At 46.1% G+C, this 18,763-nt stretch carries 19 protein-coding genes; 6 read left to right on the forward strand and 13 right to left on the reverse strand.

Annotated elements, in window-relative coordinates; translation table 11 throughout:
• On the reverse strand, positions 1-1,020 hold the full coding sequence (mltG, locus tag EHO61_RS02780; RefSeq protein ID WP_135812110.1) for an endolytic transglycosylase MltG: 1,020 nt from the start codon (positions 1,018-1,020) through the stop codon (positions 1-3).
• A gap of 68 nt (positions 1,021-1,088) precedes the next feature.
• A complete protein-coding gene (locus tag EHO61_RS02785; protein WP_135812554.1) occupies positions 1,089-1,631 on the reverse strand; it encodes a phosphoribosyl-AMP cyclohydrolase in 543 nt (180 codons plus the stop codon).
• A 327-nt stretch (positions 1,632-1,958) separates the two neighbouring features.
• On the opposite strand from EHO61_RS02785, the gene EHO61_RS02790 reads away from it, so the two are divergent.
• Both EHO61_RS02790 and EHO61_RS02795 read left to right on the forward strand, forming a co-directional pair.
• Positions 1,959-2,420, forward strand: a complete 462-nt coding sequence (locus tag EHO61_RS02790; RefSeq protein WP_135812111.1) for a hypothetical protein — start codon at positions 1,959-1,961, stop codon at positions 2,418-2,420.
• A gap of 112 nt (positions 2,421-2,532) precedes the next feature.
• The gene (locus EHO61_RS02795) at positions 2,533-3,513 is read left to right on the forward strand and encodes an SGNH/GDSL hydrolase family protein (protein ID WP_246031980.1); all 981 of its coding nucleotides are present in this window, start codon (positions 2,533-2,535) and stop codon (positions 3,511-3,513) included.
• 77 nt (positions 3,514-3,590) lie between these two features.
• Here the strand turns inward: EHO61_RS02795 and EHO61_RS02800 are convergent, their stop codons facing one another.
• The gene (locus tag EHO61_RS02800) at positions 3,591-4,220 is read right to left on the reverse strand and encodes a TetR/AcrR family transcriptional regulator (RefSeq protein ID WP_135812113.1); all 630 of its coding nucleotides are present in this window, start codon (positions 4,218-4,220) and stop codon (positions 3,591-3,593) included.
• 157 nt (positions 4,221-4,377) lie between these two features.
• Between EHO61_RS02800 and EHO61_RS02805 the strand changes: the two genes are divergently transcribed.
• The gene (locus EHO61_RS02805) at positions 4,378-5,622 is read left to right on the forward strand and encodes an NADH:flavin oxidoreductase/NADH oxidase family protein (protein ID WP_135812114.1); all 1,245 of its coding nucleotides are present in this window, start codon (positions 4,378-4,380) and stop codon (positions 5,620-5,622) included.
• Positions 5,623-5,697: 75 nt separating this feature from the next.
• Here EHO61_RS02805 and EHO61_RS02810 read toward each other — a convergent pair whose 3' ends face one another.
• Positions 5,698-6,051 (reverse strand): single-stranded DNA-binding protein, encoded by a 354-nt coding sequence (locus EHO61_RS02810; RefSeq protein ID WP_135812115.1) that lies wholly within the window; start codon positions 6,049-6,051, stop codon positions 5,698-5,700.
• A 343-nt stretch (positions 6,052-6,394) separates the two neighbouring features.
• On the opposite strand from EHO61_RS02810, the gene EHO61_RS02815 reads away from it, so the two are divergent.
• Positions 6,395-7,234, forward strand: coding sequence for a hypothetical protein (locus EHO61_RS02815; RefSeq protein WP_135812116.1), 840 nt, complete (start codon positions 6,395-6,397; stop codon positions 7,232-7,234).
• Positions 7,235-7,324: 90 nt separating this feature from the next.
• Here EHO61_RS02815 and EHO61_RS02820 read toward each other — a convergent pair whose 3' ends face one another.
• The 9 genes from EHO61_RS02820 to EHO61_RS02860 form a co-directional block, all read right to left on the reverse strand.
• Positions 7,325-7,621: a DUF3379 domain-containing protein gene (locus tag EHO61_RS02820; RefSeq protein WP_246031981.1), complete on the reverse strand. Its 297-nt coding sequence runs from the start codon at positions 7,619-7,621 to the stop codon at positions 7,325-7,327.
• Positions 7,618-8,169: an RNA polymerase sigma factor gene (locus EHO61_RS02825; protein ID WP_135812117.1), complete on the reverse strand. Its 552-nt coding sequence runs from the start codon at positions 8,167-8,169 to the stop codon at positions 7,618-7,620. Before EHO61_RS02825 ends, EHO61_RS02820 begins: the two co-directional genes overlap by 4 nt.
• Positions 8,170-8,190: 21 nt before the next feature.
• Positions 8,191-8,652 (reverse strand): Spy/CpxP family protein refolding chaperone, encoded by a 462-nt coding sequence (locus tag EHO61_RS02830; protein WP_135767443.1) that lies wholly within the window; start codon positions 8,650-8,652, stop codon positions 8,191-8,193.
• A 60-nt stretch (positions 8,653-8,712) separates the two neighbouring features.
• Complete coding sequence (locus tag EHO61_RS02835; protein WP_135812118.1) at positions 8,713-9,387, reverse strand: response regulator transcription factor; 675 nt, start codon at positions 9,385-9,387, stop codon at positions 8,713-8,715.
• A gap of 185 nt (positions 9,388-9,572) precedes the next feature.
• Positions 9,573-10,853: a phosphoinositide-specific phospholipase C-related protein gene (locus EHO61_RS02840; RefSeq protein WP_135812119.1), complete on the reverse strand. Its 1,281-nt coding sequence runs from the start codon at positions 10,851-10,853 to the stop codon at positions 9,573-9,575.
• Between the two features lie 116 nt (positions 10,854-10,969).
• Complete coding sequence (locus EHO61_RS02845) at positions 10,970-12,244, reverse strand: esterase/lipase family protein (RefSeq protein WP_135812120.1); 1,275 nt, start codon at positions 12,242-12,244, stop codon at positions 10,970-10,972.
• A 60-nt stretch (positions 12,245-12,304) separates the two neighbouring features.
• Complete coding sequence (lvrB, locus tag EHO61_RS02850) at positions 12,305-13,441, reverse strand: hybrid histidine kinase/response regulator LvrB (protein WP_135812121.1); 1,137 nt, start codon at positions 13,439-13,441, stop codon at positions 12,305-12,307.
• 1 nt (position 13,442) lies between these two features.
• The gene (locus EHO61_RS02855) at positions 13,443-13,886 is read right to left on the reverse strand and encodes a response regulator (RefSeq protein ID WP_135812122.1); all 444 of its coding nucleotides are present in this window, start codon (positions 13,884-13,886) and stop codon (positions 13,443-13,445) included.
• 3 nt (positions 13,887-13,889) lie between these two features.
• Positions 13,890-15,629 carry an ATP-binding protein gene (locus EHO61_RS02860; protein WP_135812123.1) on the reverse strand — a complete coding sequence of 580 codons (1,740 nt, stop codon included), beginning with the start codon at positions 15,627-15,629 and terminating at the stop codon, positions 13,890-13,892.
• Between the two features lie 307 nt (positions 15,630-15,936).
• On the opposite strand from EHO61_RS02860, the gene EHO61_RS02865 reads away from it, so the two are divergent.
• Both EHO61_RS02865 and EHO61_RS02870 read left to right on the forward strand, forming a co-directional pair.
• Complete coding sequence (locus tag EHO61_RS02865) at positions 15,937-17,469, forward strand: MBOAT family O-acyltransferase (RefSeq protein WP_135812124.1); 1,533 nt, start codon at positions 15,937-15,939, stop codon at positions 17,467-17,469.
• The gene (locus tag EHO61_RS02870; protein WP_135812125.1) at positions 17,459-18,730 is read left to right on the forward strand and encodes a DUF1574 domain-containing protein; all 1,272 of its coding nucleotides are present in this window, start codon (positions 17,459-17,461) and stop codon (positions 18,728-18,730) included. The genes EHO61_RS02865 and EHO61_RS02870 overlap by 11 nt, the downstream gene beginning before the upstream one ends.
• The last annotated feature ends 33 nt before the right edge of the window (positions 18,731-18,763 follow it).

Raw genomic sequence — 18,763 nt, forward strand, 5'->3', positions numbered from 1 at the left:
TCAATCGTACAGAACGTCTATGTATTTCTTCTTAGCTTCGGCGTGTTCCTTGAAGTTCTTGGAAAAATAATGGTAACCGTCCGGCTTCAGCAAAAAGAAAAGATAATCCGTTTCCGTCGGCATAAGCGCAGCTTCCAGTGCAGGAAGTCCGGGGTTGGAAATCGGCCCGGGGGGATACCCTTTGTTTAAGTAGGTATTGTACGGAGAAACGATCTTTAGGTCCTTTTCGAAGATCCTAGGATGAGGTTTGTCGAATAGATATTGTATGGTAGCGCAGGATTCGAGAGGAATGTCTTTTTTCAAACGGTTCAAAAAGACTCCCGCCATCAAAGGCCTCTCTTCCTTTTTTTTGGCCTCACGTTCCACTACGGACGCGAGCACTACGATTTCATGAAGTTTGTCCGGATTCAATTCCTTAGCCTTCGGAATCTTATCCAATTTGGCAAAGAACCGTTTGATCATCATTCTTACGATCTTGTCCGCAGGATAATTTACGGGGACACTATACGTCTCCGGGAACAGATATCCTTCGGCAGTGGTCGCAGGAATTTTGAATTCTCTCAATAGCTCGGTTCTGGACGCCGCTTGCAGGAAATCGGCGCGAGATTTCATTAGATTTTTTTTAACTAGTAGATCTCCGATCTGACGATCGTTGTATCCTTCCGGAACGGTAAAGGTAACCAGCTTCACCTTGCCTTCGGTAATGACTTGCAGGATCTTTCTGGCATCCATTCCGTCGTTGAGTTCGTAAAGGCCGGCCTTGATCTTGTTCGCGGAGCGGGTGGCTTTGATTAAGAATAGGAAATATTTCGAGGACTTGAGAAGGCCGTTTTTGGAAAGGGATTCCGTGACTTCGACCGGGGAATCTCCCGGTTCTATGCTCAGATCCAGTTTGACCTGCCCCGAACCTACGGCACCTCCCTTGAGTTCGTCCGTCACGAAGAAAGCAAGCAGCGCCAAGAGGGCCAACCCGAGTAGGATTCCACCGAGTCCTAGAAGAATTTTGTTTTTGGATTTCATATCATACGGTTCCCAAGATTTCTATCGACAAATATACGATCATTCGAAATACCCTTATCCGCCCCCGCCTATTCCTTCCCTAAAAATGGAACATTCAAAACTCGCAGGCTTCCCCCTTTCCTTTCGCGAAAAAAACAGGAATAATAGCCTTCGTGACATGCTGCACCCGATTGCTCCACTACGTACACCAAAAACTTGCCGTCCGACGGAGTCAGGACTTCCTTCACATTCTGGACATGACCGGAAGTATCCCCTTTCTTCCAAAGACTCTTTCTGGAACGGCTGTAATATGTGCCGAAACCGCTTTCAAGTGTCAAAGCCAGGCTCTCCCGGTTAGTAAAAGCCTGCATCAAAACGTTCCCGCTCCGGTCCAAAGTGATCACTGGGATTAGTTCGTCCTGAAAATGCAAAATGGCTTGGTCGGTAAGTGGGAAAAGCTCCGACTTCGAAAAGGTAGGGTGGAGGAAAAGGATGGTATCCTCATCGCAGTCCACCAGTTCCTCGGTTCCCGGCGGCAGATTCTTTCTGGCGGCCTCCAGTTCCGTTTCGGGCATTCTTTTCAAATCGGAGATAGATCCCGGCTGGGAGGTGGCGTAGACGACTGTGAGCATACTGCTATCGTACATGAACTTGGACGCCGCCGCTGCTGTCAAGGAAGGTGATTTTTTAGGAGGCTGCAGTATTTTCCGTAGGAGCAAAGGTCGGAATCGGCCACACCTTTACAGGACGGGCTCTTCGGGCAATCGGAGTTTTGAGCGAAAAAGCGCCGAAATGTGCCCAGGTCAAGAATGAAACGTGCGAGATCGTCGATGCTAATAAAAATATTGGTAATTCTATATATTAAACTTTACGAAACCGCCAATTCGAATAAAAGGATGTGCTTGGGTCGAAGCGCATTAGATCGCAATCAAAAAATCGAACTATAATCCGAGAACACTATGTTTCAGTTTCAAATACAATCCGATCTTTCCGAATCTCCGGACGTCGTTTGGAATTCGGTAAAAACCATGAAAGGAGTAAACCGAGAAATTCTCCCCTTCCTACGGATGACGTATCCCAAAGAAGCTGAAAATCTTTCCTTAGAGAATGCTCCGCTCGACCGCACCTTATTTCGCAGCTGGATCCTGCTTTTCGGGATTCTTCCGGTAGATTATGACGATATCAAAATCGTTGAAATTTATTCGCACGGATTTTTGGAATCCTCGGAAATGCTCTCTAACAAAATCTGGAGACACAAACGAGTCGTATCGAAATCCCAAAACGGTTCCCTAGTACGGGACGAATTGGAATTTGTACCGCGGATTTCCGGTATCGGATTCCTATTTACACCTATATACAAACTTGTCTTCGCCTACAGACATTATCGATTAAGAAAAATTTTCGGAGAACCTAAAAAATAGATCTAACATTCGCTCAGACCGAGAGCATACCGGATCCGGAATGTTAGAAAATCATTTATTACTTGAACGCAGGAATGATCCCTTTATCCTTCGGCTGAGGTTAAAACATAGCGTGAAAAGCAAGAAGGTAATCGTTCTTTTTCAGATTTTGATCGTCTTCCTATCCTTCCAAACGAAGACGCAAGCCCAAAGCCCGTACAAGTTAAAAGGTCCCGTCCTCATCCGGCCTTTCGGCGATTCCATCACCTACGGGATCGGCTTTACGAAAGATTGGCAATGCCCGGTATATGAAATCGGTCAATATCTTTGTATGCCGCCTGCAAGGACCGGAGGAGGATACCGCGGCTGGATGACGATTTACTCGTTTATGCAGGACGGAATCGCGTTCACTACCGAAGGTTACCAAAGCGGTGGATCCAACGCATCACAATGGATATTCGATACCCAAACCCACGACGGATATCCGAGTTGGACGAACGAACAATTATTGCCAAAGGCAAAGTTAGCGAGTTTCTCTAACATCACCTTAGTGCATTCGGGAACCAACGATATGTGGCAAATTTTGAAAAACTCGAATCCTACGGATGCAATGATAGATCAAGTGGCAACTTCCGCAGGGGCTAGTTTATTCACTTTGTTGAATGCATTACTTCAAAGCAATCCGAAGACCTACCTGTTCGTCGCACAAATCATCAAAGTAAGCGCTCCGCAAAAGGGTTATAATTCTTTCGATTATGAGACGGTTAATAAAGTGATCTTTAAATACAATAATTACATTGCCAATAACTGGTACAATTTTCCCCCGGAAAGTAGGGCCAGAATGACGCTTGTAGATATGCATCATACCCTGATTCCGGTTGAGGACTATTTCGGAGACGGGATCCATCCGAACATGTTTGGGTATCGAAAAATCGCGTGCTCCTGGATCCGAGCGATCAAAGGAGAAAAGAAGAACCAAGATGACCCGTGTTCCGGAATTCTAACGGGGGAAGCAGATAAACGGATGATTCCAAGCAAGGAAGAGATGCTGCAAATGACTCCACCCAAAGACAAATTGGAACAATTCCTAAAAGGAAAACCTACTAGAAAATAAGAAGTCAAGTCTTCATTCCGAGCTGCATGGGTCCTTTCCGAATCCGCAAACCTCCGGGGAAGCGGCCCGCAATATTGTTAGGATTGGCAATCCGGTCTATGGACAAAAAGCAAATTCTTAAAGAAAGAACGTAAAACATCTCTTCCTTGACTTTGTAATTCTCGGCGAGTCGGGGAGATATCGGACTGAATTTGCAACCCATCAAATACGGCTAAAATCGTTTTGGCAAGAATCGAAGGGGAAAGCGTTGCGACCAAAAGTCCGTTTTTTTGCCCCTCCTCTATCGTGGACGAGAAGATGGCTTCCAAAGAATCATAAAAGGCGATGATTTCATCTTCCATGGTTCCGCCATTTGCGGTCGCTTCCGCGAACAATCGGGGAGAACAATTTCCTTCTATGGTAAGGCGATTCGCAAGACGTTCCAGATATTCGCCTAAACGAAGATGGGCGGGGAGTCTTAACACCTCGGGATCTTGGAACCCGAAACGATCCAGATTTAGGAAATCTCGGATCAGCGTATCTCGGATTTCTTCTTTGCTATCGAAATGAAAGTAAATTCCGCCCTTGGTGAGTCCTGCCGCGTCGGCTATGTCCTGAACGGAGGTCTTTTCGAAACCCTTATTGAAGAAGCAACGCATGGCTCCGACTAATATGGATTCCCTACGCACATCTTCGGAGAGTTTTTTCCAGCCGAGGCTTTTGGACATAAGATCTGCCTTCTTTTTAAAAGATCACACCGGGCAAGTCAAACCGAATCGAATCTTTTCTAAAAAATAAATACCGACCGGTAGGAATTTCAGTTTGACACTTTTTCTTCGATAAATACCGATGGGTAGGAAATCTTTTTCCTAATCGGAGAACGCAATGAACTCTGTTTCTAACCTAGCGAAACCCCTTATCCTCCCAAACGGCACAATCCTTCTGAATCGAATCGCAAAGGCTGCAATGGAAGAAGGGTTAGCGGATAAAGATTTTCTCCCGGGCAAAAACATGTTTCGTTTGTACGAGCGCTGGTCCCGTGGAGGGGCCGGTTTACTGCTTACCGGCAATATGATGGTGGACCCAGGAGCTTTGACCGGTCCGGGTAACGTCATTTTGAGAGAAGACGGAAATCTAGATCGATTCCAAAAACTAGCGGAGATTGCACAGACGGGAGGATCGAAACTTTGGATGCAGATCAATCATCCGGGACGACAGGTATTCGGTTATATTTCCGAAGTTCCGGTCGCCCCCTCGGCGGTTAAGGTTCAGATTCCGGGAAGAATGCTGGCTAAGGTTTTCGGAACTCCAAGGGCCTTGACCTCCGATGAAATCAAACGCATTATAGATCGATTCATCATGGGAGCGAAGCTTGCGGAAAAGGCGGGTTTTAACGGGGTGGAAGTACATTCCGCTCACGGGTATTTGCTTAGCCAGTTTTTATCTCCTTTAACCAATCTTCGAGAGGACGAATGGGGCGGGTCTCTTCAAAACAGGGCGAGGATCCTACTAGAAATCGTTAAGGGAGTCAGATCTTCCACCAAACGAGAGTTTTGCGTAGGTGTTAAATTGAATTCCGCAGATTTTCAGAAAGGCGGTTTTGAAGAAGCAGACGCGATAAAAGTGATTGAAATGTTAAACGAAACCCGCATCGATCTACTTGAAATTTCCGGAGGTAATTACGAATCACCGGCGATGCAAGGAACGGAAAATACGGGGACGAAACAAAGAGAGGCTTACTTTTTGAACTTCGCCAAAAAGGCACGCGATACGGCAAAAATGCCTTTAATGGCAACCGGGGGATTTCGTTCGAGATCGATTATGGAGGACGCGCTTCTCAGCGGCGCGGTCGACATGATCGGTATCGGGACTCCGTTCGCATTCGAGCCTGATTGCGCCTCTAGGTTGATTTCAGGAAAGATCGAAAAAACAAACGTGAATATTCCAAATCTTGCGAATCCCGTGTTGAATTCTTTGTCCAGAATGTCCGCTATTAGAGTCCAGTTTAAAAGAATGGCGGAAGGAAAGGATCCGAAGGTTCCTTTTTCTTTAATGGGCAATTTAATTTTTGAACAGATTCGCGCGAGGCGTAGTGCGAAGAATTACAAACGGTTCATCGGAGCAAGATAGATTCTCGGGGACAAGCGAAACGATCTTGGAAAACGCGCACGCCGGATTTGCCTTTCGGCAAATCCGGGATTTCTCTTATGCCGCCTCCCGCTCCTTACGATCCCCGTAACTATCGAATCGCACTTCTTCCGCGACGATCTTGAGCTTGGACCGGTTTTGCCCTTCCTGATTTTTCCAACGATCCTGCTTTATATAACCGATCACAGTAGCCTTTTTTCCTTTTTTTAAGTATTCGGCGCAATTCTCGGCGGAGCGATCCCAGACCTCTACCTCGAGATAGGAAACCTCAGGTTCCTCTCCTTCGATCTTTTTAAAGTTGTGATTCACAGCGAGTGTGAAATTAGCTACGGACTTACCACTGGAAATCTTTTTCAGCTCGGGATCTCCCGTCAGGAAGCCGTCAACGACTGCGATGGATAAATTTTTCATAGATATTTTTTTCCTCAAAGAATTCATGAGCTACGTGTAAGGAAAAGGGAAGGACGGGAGCGTTTTTTTTGAGGGGGCCCCGCCCTCTTTGGGCGGGGGCCGGTGCGGTGGTACCCCTCCGGGCGCATAACATATATTTGCTAAAGAGTAAAATCTTTTTTTGAAAATCTATTGCAGGAGGTCCTGCAAGGTTGGAATTGAAACATATCAACCTGACAGGGGCCCGTCAAATCTTGCCGATCGTACAACACCAATCCCGCATTTCGAAAATTCCCGGTTGTTCTTTACTTTTCCGATCGGTTCGTTTCTATTTATTTCCGGAAAGGAGTTCTTACAGATCGGAATGATTCGCACAAAGTGCATTCAAAAAACCCGATTCACCCGGTGGATACTCGCCCTTTTCTTCCTGCTGAGCGCCTGTGCGATAACTACGACCAAAATAGCTCTCTCCGAGGAAAATACCGTCCGAATCGACGTCATTTTTCCTCCTTCCTATCTGCCTCAGATTTTTTATCCGTTCGGTACGAATATCTTCGAAAGCGTCAAGCAGCCCCAATGGGCGTTGTTAAGAGAAGCTCCGATTCCGACCTCCGCTGCCCTGCAAAAATCTTTCGCTCAGATCTTCTTCCTTCGGTCCGGAATTAGATTGCAAAACTCGGAACAATCGTCACAAACAACCGTTACTGTCATACCGGTGAATTTACTGATCTCGGACGGGTTGAGCGCCTTTGCGGAAATTCTGATCGTATGCAAATTACGCGACGGAAGAATATTCACGGACCGGTTCAGCATGGCGACTAAGGAAGAATTCCCGAACGGCGTTTACCCTCGAGCGTTCTGGGAAGCGGCAGCCGTTCGAGCATGGGAGTTTTATCGCCTTCATTCCAACGATCAAGGTAAACTTCCGGAAGAATATATTGTCCGACCGCGATTTTCGGAGGAACCTTTGGCGTATTTTATCGCTCTTCTCCAAGGAATGCCCGGAATCAAAATCAAGTATTTCAATGAGGTAGACTCGGCCGTAGCCTTTCTTCCGGACGAATTTGAGGCGTCGGATTGTATGTCTTATGCGAACGATGTCAGGGGAGGCGTCCAATGCACCGGTCACCAAAGAATAAAAATCCCCGTGTTCTGGTCCCTGAAAATCGACCGAACTTCTACGGAGACTCTTTTATCTAGATAGAACCCGCGATTCCGATTCGGGCAAACGGAGAAACGAAAGGTCGTTTCCTTTTCCGAATCGAAATCCAACTCGGAAAAGGAAACATCTCGATTAAAAATTCGATTCGAGGACGGAGATGTAAGAATCCCCTTCCCATATCCATGAAACCTCTCGGATCGAATCCTCTTCGTGACGTATGTTGTTCCAAGTAAACCATCCGATCGAAATACCGACCAAAAAAACGGCGGCCGCCGCCAACCATTTTCTATCCAAATAAAGGATCGATTTATTCTTCTCGGACTCCTGATGAAACCGAGCAATCACGTTAGACGCGATTTCTCTTGGCCAATCAGGATCGGATTTCCGAGAGCTGATTTCCTTGTACATATCGGGGCGTTGTTCGTTCATTCTTCCCATCTTACCCCTCCTTCTCTTCTATCAGAATTATGCATCCTTCTAAGCATTTCCTTGCCCCGAGCCGCCCGGGACTTTACAGTACCTGCGGGAACACCTAAAGCTTCGGCGATTTGTTTTTCGGAATAGCCGGAAAAATAGTATTGAAGAACGCTTCTATAAGATTCGGGAAGTTGCATCACCCAAATCTTTGCCTTCTCCCAAGTAGGGAGATCTTCCAATTCCTCCGAATCGGAGACGGCAGGTTCCAACTTACCTTCCTCTTCGAATCTTTTACCGGCTTTTTCCGCCTTGTTTTCTTCTCGTCCCAATACTTCGTTCATACGAATGGATTCGTTTCTTGCGATCGTATAAAGCCAAGTGGTCAGTTTGGAATCTCCACGAAACTGACCCTTCAATAAGGCTTTGTAAGCCCGCAAATAAGTTTCCTGAGCGACGTCGTCGATTGCGTAGGAAAAGCGTTCATACAAATAGCGGGAGATCGCCGCTAGGACGATCTCCCGAGTATTATCGACGAAGCGGGAAAATTCCTCCTCTCCCATAAACCCTCCGACGAAAAAGGATCAGCCTTCTTCCTTCTCTTTCCGGAATTTATCTTGGAACTTCGTAATCAGATCCGCCAGCTTATTTCGTTGTGCCGGGGTCAGAATTGCGTGAAACTCGACCGCTTTTTTCAGAATAAAAGTCCGGAGTTCCCCTTTTTTCTTTTCTCTTTCCTGACCGTACTTGTTCCATTTATCAACATTCAGTTTTTCGCCGCGAATTTCATCCACAGCCTCTTTAGGAAGAAAATGTCCTTCTGGCAGATTCAATTCTTTTCGTTTTGCAAGAACTTCACCTTTGATCTTTTCTAAGGTCGCGGCTTGGGACTCGTTTAACTCCAATTCGGATTTCAATTTTTGCACGACCATTTCCGCCCTTTTTTCAGGGGAAAGCCATTTATGATGACCGCAACCTTGTGCGAAGACGATAGCCGAACTAATCACGGCAAGGATAGCGGTCATTTTTGCAACTTTACGAAACATCTCTTTATCTCCTCGTTACTGATCCTCTGACCGAACGAGCAATCAACGGTTCCAAAAAAATTAAACGGTATCAATGACTAAAATATTTTCCTGTGGGATCTCGTACTTAGTCGCAAGTTTAGAGACGACGGCATTCAACAGTTCGAAGTAATTCTTGTGAAAGTGAAACGCTTCCTCTATCTCCAAAAAGAAACGTCTTGCCTGCGATAATTCTTTTAAGACAAAACTGATTTCCTGAACGATTCTTTCGGGAGTTTTCCCGTAAGGACAACCGACCAACCTCACTCCCGCTCCGTAACCTTCTTTGGAAATTTTCTGAATGGAAAAAGGGAACTCCTTCTTATCAATCAAAGAAGTTTGCTCGATTCTCAACGCCGATTTAATTTTCGCGAGTAGCGAATTCGGTTCGAAGGGCTTCAACAAGTAAGCCGCCAATTGACCGCTAGCTGCCGCCTGCAGGATGTTTTCCCTTTCGTTACTTACAGTTAAAAAAATGATGGGTCTGTTCTTGTTCTTATCGGGAATCCTTTCGACCAATCTAAGACCGGACAAAAGCGGCATTTGATTGTCCAAAAGAATCAGATCGTAGACGTCTTTTTTAAGTTTCAATTCCGCGGCAACACCGTCTACGACGTGATCTACTTCGAAATTATATCTTTCCAGAAAATGGATCAAAAGATCTGCGGAGGTTTCGTCGTCTTCCGCCAGGAGAACTTTATAGGATCGATACGACATGGCCTGAATGCCTTTTTGTGCCCTTTTACCGGGAGAATGATCGGGAACTCGTTAAAAATCCCACTCGGTTGAGATTGAACCTCCTTATACTTCTCGTCGATAAAAAAAAACCGGTCGGGGGGAAGCGGCTAATGACCCCGGACCGGTTGCGTAATGAGGATGGATTCCGTTCGGGAACGAAAGGGTTATCTACCCTTTTCCCAATAGCCTTCCCTGTATTGGTCGGTCAGATCGACCCAAACATCGGAGGCTCCTTTGGAAGTTTTGGTTTCCTGCAGTTTCGTGGTTTCGTACGGGGTGAGTGGAGCGGAGAATTGCCAACCGTACGCCGCGCAGGCGCTTCGGCCGTTACTCCAATTGCCTGAGGAATCCGTAATCGCCCAATTGCCTAAACCGTCTTTGCAGGCGTAACGGAAATTTACGGAGCAATTATTATCGTTCCAGCGACCGTCGCTCCGGATCTGGGCGCAATGCTCGTTGTTATTGTAGTTGTTCGGTTCCCCGGCCCCCCAAGACCAGAGTCCTAATTTTGCGAAATCCGGATTGAATTGGTCGATTCCGAAAACGCTTATACCGCAGGACAACATTTGCGGAATATTAGAATTCGTAAATGTTCCGGTTTCTTTTACTCCGTCGTAAATTCCGAAGTAATTGGTACTGTCGTTATATACTCTGGTCATGGAAGAATCGTAAGTACTTCTACTCCAGTTACAATCCGGGTACCCTCGAAAATCCTTGGGATGGATGGAGAAATTCCCGAAGAACATCTGTTTAAAATAGGAGTTCCATGCGCCCGGATAGCAGAAGTCGCTCATGAGAAGGATCCTTTTGCCGGAAGAAAGCATGTCCTTTAGCTTAGGCATAGTATCGGGACTCGGAACGTCGCCGCAAGCTCCGGTGGAATATTCGTAAAGATAAGGGCCTAGATAACTTTTGACGATATTCAAAAATTGATCCGCTCGATTGTCTATATAATCCTCTATGTACAGAATGATGATCTCGTTCTGGTTTTGCGGAGCGGAGATCCAATTTTGGATTTCGGAGAGTCCGTTTCCTACAGGGCGGTCAAAGACGTTGCATCCTACTCCGTTGGCCTGCGCATGACAAAGTAGAAAATCTTTGGCGAAATGCGCTCCCAAAACGTAATGCACGTCGAGTTCGATGAATCGGGCCCCTAGACGAAGCTGGTCAGTGATCGAATATTGTTGGTTGGGAAACGAATAGGAAAAGAAAGGACCGGCGTATGCCCTACTGTTATAAGAATTGTGAGTCCCGTAAAAGAGCGCTTTATGAACGGGCAGATTTACTTCTCTTTGAATTTGCCTTTGGATACCGATTGCTTTCGCTTCAGGAGATTGCTCGAATAAATCGATCGGATTCGGGACAACGGCTCCCCGACTCGCCATTAGGCCGTTGCCGGCCGACAAAAGCAGGGCAAGGACCAAAAAAGGATACGTTCTCTTCATCAATTTTCACCTAAGTTTTTGTTATTATCCTACCTCCTTGCCTGACGGAAGACACAAGCCGTACTTATATATTACTTATATTCCGGATTTTTTATTTAAAACAATCGATATAATTTTTATTCGTTTGTCTTCAAACAATCTGTCAACACTTCTTGGAATTTGGGAGAAGTCAGAATTTGATAGTGAGACAAACCGAATAGTACTCGGACTCTTTTTTCGGGATTTGACTTCTTTCGATACACTCGTTCGGAAAGAGCTTCGAGACTGGATTTCTCCACGATGCCATCTCCGATCCAGCTCGACCAGTCGCCCGGTTTTTCCGAAACAAGGCTATAGACCTGGGTCGCATTCACTTCGTCCAGCTCTCCGAAATAGAATTCCTGTCCGTATCTTCCGATCGGATCTTTTTTTTGCCAATCTTCCTCTCGGATCAATCCGTGGGACAAATCCTTCATCGCGTCGCTTCTTTGGTTACCGATGTATCCGATCAGATTTACCGGAAACACCGGCAAGGATTCCGCGCCTAACCCCAGCCAAAATCCGATCTTTTCTATATAGGATCCTCCGTCGGGGGAGCTCACAAATAGCGCATGACGTATCCTTTCCGAAAACCGAAATCCTTCTTTCCCAGCCAGATAAAAAGCGCTCCTTAAAATCAAGCCGCCTTGGCTGTAGGATAAAAAATCCGTTTTCTCGTTTTGAAATTCCGGCGAGGTAAGCAGATCCTTGAGGAGAGAGTATAACGCCTCGCCGTTTTTAGAAATATGGGCCCCCGGATTAAAACGTAGGTATATCGGATAATAACCTTCCCGAACCATAGTCGCAACCGGACTAAACGCACCCTCGGCGCTCCAAAGTCCTTCGTCACAAAACAAACCCGGTACACATATCACTGTTCTTGTCAAACCGGAACGTTGCCAATCTTGCAGCACCTCCCTTGCGTTCGCATCTCTTCCGTTCAATCGAAAGGAAGGTCGAATGGTGGACGTGGCCACGAAGTCCGCAAAGGATTCCCCTACTATGCTGGACACGGGGATATTCTCGAAGAGCTTTTTTTTAACGAACGAATCCGCCTGATCCAGGGAACCCAATGCGGTTTGCATGGCGGCCGCAGTGGACTCGAGAGCCCGAATCAATCCCGAATTCGTTTTTTCCGAAGCCCGTTGTAAGGAAGAGCCGGTTTCCCGAAAAAGGGAAGCTAATTCCGTTCTTTCCAACACGGGGGCATCCGACAATTCCGTTAACTTTTGGGACATCCATTCGAAAGAAGAAGTCAAAAGGGACCGTACTCCTTCCAGAGTTCCCAAAGAGACATCGGAAGCGAGACGGACTGCACCCTTACTTAGTTTAAAGCTAGGATCGGTAGGTTTGTATAATTCGTCGGAAGGCATAATCTCTTACGATCCGATAATAAACGACGGATCCGCGAAAAGGTCCATCGAATTTTATCTTTAAACCGCGCAGGGAAGATCCAAGAAAAACCGCGTATACTCCATCGGCACGCTCTCGAACGAAAGATAACCTCCGTGCTCCTTTACGATACTCAGGCTTACGGATAAGCCCAAGCCGGTCCCCTTGTCCGCTTCCTTAGTGGTAAAAAACGTATTAAAAATGGATCTACCGATTTCGGGAGGAATTCCCACCCCAGTATCTTCGACCGTGATTCTGACCCAAGGTTTATTTCCCATGTCCACCATTTTGGCGAAAACGCTCACCCGCTTATCGTCGTAATAACCTTCGTTTTTTTGGTTCAAGGAATCTATGGAATTGTTCACCAAATTCAAAAGAACTTGTAGGATCTGTCCTTCTTTGCATAAAACCGGACACACATCTTCCGTAGTGTCGACTTGCAGGAAAATTTTGCTCATCTTAGCTCTTTGCTCCGAGATGGATTTCATCTTGATCAAGCTATGCGTAAGCGTTACTTTTTCGAACTGCCCCTTTTCCTGACGCGCGAATCGGAGAAGATCCTTAACCATCACGGAGATCCTCTCCCCTTCCGTCTGGATTTTAATCGCCATGCGTTTCACCTTCTCAACATCGGATTCGCCTTTTTCTATCATTCTGGCATAATCTATGATAGCCATAATCGGATTGTTGATTTCGTGCGCCATCGCTCCCGCTAAGAAGCCCATCGCCTCCAGTTTCTGACTCTGCCTGAGCTGTTCTTCTATCTCGAATTTGTCTCGTTCGGCTTTTCTTCTGGCTTCGGTTTCTTCGCTCTCTCTTAAGGCTCTTTTAAGCGCGGGAACCAATTTCACTAAACGATCTTTCAATACGTAGTCCGTAGCGCCTCTGGTTAATGTCTGGATTGCGGCGTCTTCTCCGTATGTTCCCGAAACGAAAATGAAAGGCGTGGACGGACAAGCTTCCTTAGCAAGAGTCAGTGCGGACAAACCGTCGAAATTCGGTAGAGAAAAGTCCGAAAAAATGAAATCCGGTTTTTCCTCCACGATAGCTTTTAGATAAGCTTCGCGGTCCTGTACATGTAGGGAAACGTATTCCACACCTCCTCTTTTAAGTTCTCGCTGGATCAGTTCCAAGTCCGTAGGTGAATCCTCTAAAAAAAGAAATTTAAGACGCTTCATTTTAAATCACCGATTTATTCACGATACACCAATATTGCCCGATTTCGGTGACGGTAGTTATGAGTTTCTCGAATTCCACGGGTTTGACTATATAGCTGTTCACTCCTAATTCGTAACTTTCCACTATGTCCTTCTCCTCGGAGGAGGAAGTCAGCATAATGACCGGAACCAATTTGAGTTTGTTGTCCGCCTTCATCGCTTTCAAAACTTCCAACCCGTCCACCTTAGGCATTTTTAAGTCGAGAAGGACGAATAACGGAACTTCGTTTACGTCCCGATCCGCGAATCTCCCGCGACAAAACAGGAAATCGAGAGCCTCCTCCCCATCCCGAACATGTGCGATACGATTGAACAGATTTCTCTTTTTAAATCCTCTCATTGTCAACTCGGCATCGCTCGGATTATCTTCCGCATATAGAATCTCGAAATTCCGCGAGTTATTCATAATTTAAACCTCCGAAGGCAACGTAAAATAGAACGTCGCCCCTTTATTTTTTTCTCCTTCGGCCCAAACTCTTCCCCCGTGACGACTCACGATCTTTTCCACTATCGCGAGCCCGATCCCGGTTCCTTCAAATTCATCGGGAGAATGCAGCCTTTGGAATATTTTAAATAACTTATGCGCATATTGATGGTCGAACCCGGCCCCGTTATCCCGCACGTAATACGTATTCTCCCCGTCTCCGACCGAGCCCCCGATCTCCACCATAGCGTCGTTCTTTTTGGAGGAGTATTTGAAAGCGTTGGAAATCAGGTTCATCAAAACCTGTTTGATCATGGGCGAATCTCCGTAAGCCGGGGATAATTCCGCGATATGTACGTCATGCGCAAAGGCGGGTCTATTAAGCTCCAATGAAACGATACAGTCTCGGACGAGTCGATTCATATCGACCGGATCCAATTTAGGGTCGTTCTTCGAAATTCTATAAAACTCGAGAAGATCGTCGATCAGTTGCCCCATGACCTTTGTGTTTTTCATGATCACACCCAAGAGACGATTGCCTTCTGCGTCCAAAACTTCGGAATAATCCTCCACTAGGATTTTCGTAAACCCGTCTATCCCGCGGATCGGGGAGCGTAAATCGTGGGAAACGGAATAGCTAAAAGCCTCCAATTCTCGATTCGCATTTTCGGCCTTTTTTAGATTTTTTTCCAGTCGTAGATTCAATTCCTTGATCTGCCTTTCCTTCAAAAAACGATCCGTGACTTCCGTCACAAGAACCACTCGACCGATAGGATCGCCGAGACGGTCCTTCAACAACCTTACGTTCACTTCCAGAATGGATTCTTCCGGACCCGGTTTGACGGCATGCATGGAAAACCTGCTGGATTCCCTTTTGAAAAACTCTTGAATGACGACCAAAGAATCTTCGAGATTCGTACCATCGGAAGAATCGACTTTTGCAATCGTAAATCCGCACTTCCGAATCCAGATCCGCCAATCCTCTTGAAGAACCGGAATGCTTCCTACCAATTCCAGAATCCTAGCGTTACAAAGAAAGATCCGTTCCTCCTTATCGATCGCAAAGACCCCGTCCGCCATATTGTTCAGGATCGATTCCAAAAGATTGTTCTGGTCGGATAAACTTTTCTCCGCGTTCAACCTTCTCTCGGACTCCTTTTTTAAGATCCGAAACAGTGCCGTCAGAAGAAAAAGATTGAAGATCGAAAAGATCAAAATGATGATCTGCCCGATATCTATCCTAGTTTGGAATATTGCGGCCCTTTCCTGGAACAGGGCTTTCTCGGCAACCTTCATCTCCTCCAAGATCCCGAGTATCTTTTCCCAAAAGGGCGAATTGACCGGAACTACCGTAAGAGCGGAGTCGCCCAGAAGATGAACCAAAGATTCGAGTTTTCGGACACGCTCCTGTTGTTTCGGATTTTCCCTGGTTAGAATTCTCAGTTCTACGATCTTGATCTCCGTCGTATATAAGGACTTCCCGAAAACTTCACGGAAAGATCCGCCGACCGTGCCCGCATAACGGATCGCCAATATTTCAGAATCCTTAATATTAGAAGAAATTGATTCCAGTTTCAGCATAATCTCCCGGGTATTTTCCTCCGAAGACTTAGCTTTGGCCAATGTAAGATGATTCCAGAAGAAAGCTCCGCCTATCGCCGCTACCATCGATACGGCAAGGAGAAAGCCGACCGTCAATTTTTGGGAATAACTTAAGGTAAACATAAACAAAGCGGCACCGAAAGATCGTACACAGCGGAAATCCGAGTGCAACTACAATCCATCAAAACAGTGAATATTACGACTTTTTCATTTAAAATTGACACAAAAAAGCAATTTATTTTTAAGCTATCCTATAGGACTTCTTAATTCGGAAAAAAAAGACAGGAAAGTACGCTTGTATACTCGGACTCTGCGAAACGGAACTTTCCGACACCGGAAATGCGACATAGATTTGACTCAGGTTGCCCATCCATTCAAGTTGACCTGTCCACTTCGTTCGTAAAACTGTCGAAGATCCGTTTTCGACCCGATGCTTTTCAACACATTCGTATTCCTCCTATTTTTTATCCTTGTTTATACGATTTTTTTGGGTTTAGGCCTCTGGGCTAAACGGCATTCGTGGGCGGCTCGGGGGCAGAATCTTTGGCTTTTGGCTGCCTCTTATTTCTTTTACGGATGGTGGGATTGGATTTTCCTCATTCTAATCGTTTTGAGCACGCTCGTGGATTATATTGCGGCCCTCGGAATCGATGGAAGCGGGGATAGAAAAAGAAAAAGGATCTTCCTCTTCTTTTCGATCCTATCCAATTTAGGCATCCTATTCGCGATGAAATACTTCAATTTCTTCGCAGACAGCCTAGTCCACCAATGGAACTCTTTGGCAGGTTTTCTGGGCTGGGAAACGATCGGCGGAAGCGGTTCCTTCCTTTTGAAATCGGTGGTCCTTCCCGTCGGAATCAGCTTCTACACGTTCCAAACTATGTCCTATACGATAGACGTGTACAAAGGACAAATTCGAGCGGAAAAGGATTTCTTCGATTTTGCTCTTTTCGTGACTTATTTTCCCCAATTAGTCGCCGGTCCCATAGAAAGAGCGGGAGATCTCCTTCCTCAATTAAAAAAACCTAAATTTCCTGACACGGGAATCCTTTTGGAAGGGGTATGGGACGTGCTCTTAGGATATTTTCTAAAGGTATACGTAGCGGATAATCTTGGCCCTTTAGTGGATCAAATCTATTTTCCGAATAAGGAAGCGTATCTTACCCACTCCGACCATGCCTTAGGAATGGGAGGGGGGCAGGTCTTAGTCGCTACTCTCGGCTTTTTGATCCAGATTTATTGTGATTTTGCGGGTTACTCCTTTATCGCGCTCGGAATCTCCCGGTTTTTGGGAGTCCAATTGACAGTAAATTTCGAAACTCCCGAATATTCCGCCACTCCCATAGAGCTTTGGACACGATGGCACGTCACCTTGAATCGATGGTTCCGGGAATACGTATACTTTCCGTTAGGCGGAAGTAGAACGACTAGAACAAAACAAATCCGTAATATATTGATCGTATTCGGACTTTCCGGCTTGTGGCACGGTGCGAACTGGACCTTTGTCACCTGGGGACTCTTGAACGGAATTTTTACGGTCGTTTATATGGTCATTCTCTGGAATTTCCCGCCGCCGAATTCTCAGATTCCCTCTCCGGCGTGGATCCGGATTCCCATAGCCGTTGGAAGCAGGTTCCTTACGTTCCTACTCTTCGCGCTCAGCGCGGTGGCCTTTCGAGCGTACGATACGCACCATATGCTACTGCTGTATTCCCAGATTTTTTCCCCTTGGAACCTGACGGAACAAGTCAACGGCGTCCTTTCCGTAGGTCATTATCTCGGCGAAATGCTTCGGATCGCGCTCCCGCTACTAATTATCGATTATTTCGTTTATACGAGAAAAGACAGGTATTTTCTCCTGAAGAAAGGGCCCTGGCTGCAAGCCGCCGTATTTATCCTTTTATTCGGAACCGTCGTATTGAAAGGGATCTTCGGTAAGGAGGTCATTTATTTTGCGTTCTAAACTTTCCGGACTTCTGATCGCAGTATTTTTTTTCGCACTTTTAGAAGCGATCGTACGTTTCCTGCCGAGCTATTTTATGGAGGAACCTGAAACCTTTTTTGTGAACTACAAACGGGAAACGATCGAATCCGGAAAAGGAAAGGCCGATATCGTAATACTCGGAGATTCCCGAAGCATGGCTCTTGCCGGAGTAAAAGGGGAAAAAGACGGCTACGAAGTCTATAACCACAGCCTTCCCGCAATGGGGCCAAGATATTATAAATTTCTATTAGAGAAATATTTAAAATTCGGAAACAAGAAACCGAAGCTATTGCTTTTTGCCGCAAGCAGCGTGCTGTATTCCCAGGGCTACGGTCCTCCTTTGTACGACCCTTCCGGTCTGAGGACCATGAAAAACGAGGGTTTGGGGGAATATTCCGAAAGGCGCTGGAAGGAAGGTTGGAAAAACACCTTTTTCAGACAACAGACCCAATCTGACTTGGATCCTCTGGACCCGAGGCGGGAGGATTCCTTTCTCTGGGATTTTTTCGGACAAAGGTATCTGCACCAATTTTCCTTTTCGGAACTGGCGGGTCAGTTCCAGGGTGTGGAACGGATCTTTATCCTGTCCAAAGCCGCTCCTTTATTATATTCTACTTATAAATATAGAAGATCCGTCGAGAACTCCCTTAGCCTATCCAACTGGGAAACCGAAAAGGAAAATTCCGTTTGGATCCGAAACTGTTCCTCCTGCCGGGCGGTGGAGGCAGGCCTCTGCCTGCCTTCCGGATCCCGGCTACAGGACAATATTCTGATCAAAGAATGGCTGGATTTAAACCTGGGAAAATACAATATCTCGAATCGAATGAATCCTCTCCAGACGTACCAGTCCCGCGAATACGTGAAGCAAATATTAGAAAAATCGATAGAATCCCAGAATCGGGTTCTTTCCCAGGATTTTGCCCCTTTGATTGACTTGATCGATTTCTGCGAAAAGGAAGGAATCCTTTTCGGGTTTTTGTACATGCCGGGAATCATGGAATTAGAAAACACCGCAAATTCCGTGGCCGTGCGTTCTGCGGTAAAAAAACTGATCGACGGCAGAAAGAATGCGGCTTTCTTTTCTTTTCCCGATTTTCGTTATCCGAAAGAAATGTTCGTCGATCAAATCCATTTCGATTGCCGCGGCGAAGCAAGACTAAATTCGGAATTTAAGGAATTCGTTTTACCGACGGTATTCCGTTTTTTGGATTCGAAACGGAAGCATCCTTCTCTTGAATGATTCTCATTTTATGTCGGATTCGAAGGAAATGCG

The organism is Leptospira fluminis (assembly GCF_004771275.1).
Taxonomy (GTDB): domain Bacteria; phylum Spirochaetota; class Leptospiria; order Leptospirales; family Leptospiraceae; genus Leptospira_B; species Leptospira_B fluminis.

Excerpts from the sequence above, each read along its gene's own strand:
- EHO61_RS02845 (WP_135812120.1), bottom strand. The coding sequence starts at position 12,244 with ATGCCTTCCGACGAATTATACAAACCTACCGATCCTAGCTTTAAACTA.
- EHO61_RS02830 (WP_135767443.1), bottom strand. The coding sequence starts at position 8,652 with ATGTTTCGTAAAGTTGCAAAAATGACCGCTATCCTTGCCGTGATTAGT.
- EHO61_RS02820 (WP_246031981.1), bottom strand. The coding sequence starts at position 7,621 with ATGAACGAACAACGCCCCGATATGTACAAGGAAATCAGCTCTCGGAAA.
- EHO61_RS02855 (WP_135812122.1), bottom strand. The coding sequence starts at position 13,886 with ATGAATAACTCGCGGAATTTCGAGATTCTATATGCGGAAGATAATCCG.
- lvrB (WP_135812121.1), bottom strand. The coding sequence starts at position 13,441 with ATGAAGCGTCTTAAATTTCTTTTTTTAGAGGATTCACCTACGGACTTG.
- EHO61_RS02785 (WP_135812554.1), bottom strand. The coding sequence starts at position 1,631 with ATGCTCACAGTCGTCTACGCCACCTCCCAGCCGGGATCTATCTCCGAT.
- mltG (WP_135812110.1), bottom strand. The coding sequence starts at position 1,020 with ATGAAATCCAAAAACAAAATTCTTCTAGGACTCGGTGGAATCCTACTC.
- EHO61_RS02860 (WP_135812123.1), bottom strand. The coding sequence starts at position 15,629 with ATGTTTACCTTAAGTTATTCCCAAAAATTGACGGTCGGCTTTCTCCTT.
- EHO61_RS02840 (WP_135812119.1), bottom strand. The coding sequence starts at position 10,853 with ATGAAGAGAACGTATCCTTTTTTGGTCCTTGCCCTGCTTTTGTCGGCC.
- EHO61_RS02865 (WP_135812124.1), top strand. The coding sequence starts at position 15,937 with ATGCTTTTCAACACATTCGTATTCCTCCTATTTTTTATCCTTGTTTAT.
- EHO61_RS02835 (WP_135812118.1), bottom strand. The coding sequence starts at position 9,387 with ATGTCGTATCGATCCTATAAAGTTCTCCTGGCGGAAGACGACGAAACC.
- EHO61_RS02790 (WP_135812111.1), top strand. The coding sequence starts at position 1,959 with ATGTTTCAGTTTCAAATACAATCCGATCTTTCCGAATCTCCGGACGTC.
- EHO61_RS02810 (WP_135812115.1), bottom strand. The coding sequence starts at position 6,051 with ATGAAAAATTTATCCATCGCAGTCGTTGACGGCTTCCTGACGGGAGAT.
- EHO61_RS02815 (WP_135812116.1), top strand. The coding sequence starts at position 6,395 with ATGATTCGCACAAAGTGCATTCAAAAAACCCGATTCACCCGGTGGATA.
- EHO61_RS02800 (WP_135812113.1), bottom strand. The coding sequence starts at position 4,220 with ATGTCCAAAAGCCTCGGCTGGAAAAAACTCTCCGAAGATGTGCGTAGG.
- EHO61_RS02805 (WP_135812114.1), top strand. The coding sequence starts at position 4,378 with ATGAACTCTGTTTCTAACCTAGCGAAACCCCTTATCCTCCCAAACGGC.
- EHO61_RS02825 (WP_135812117.1), bottom strand. The coding sequence starts at position 8,169 with ATGGGAGAGGAGGAATTTTCCCGCTTCGTCGATAATACTCGGGAGATC.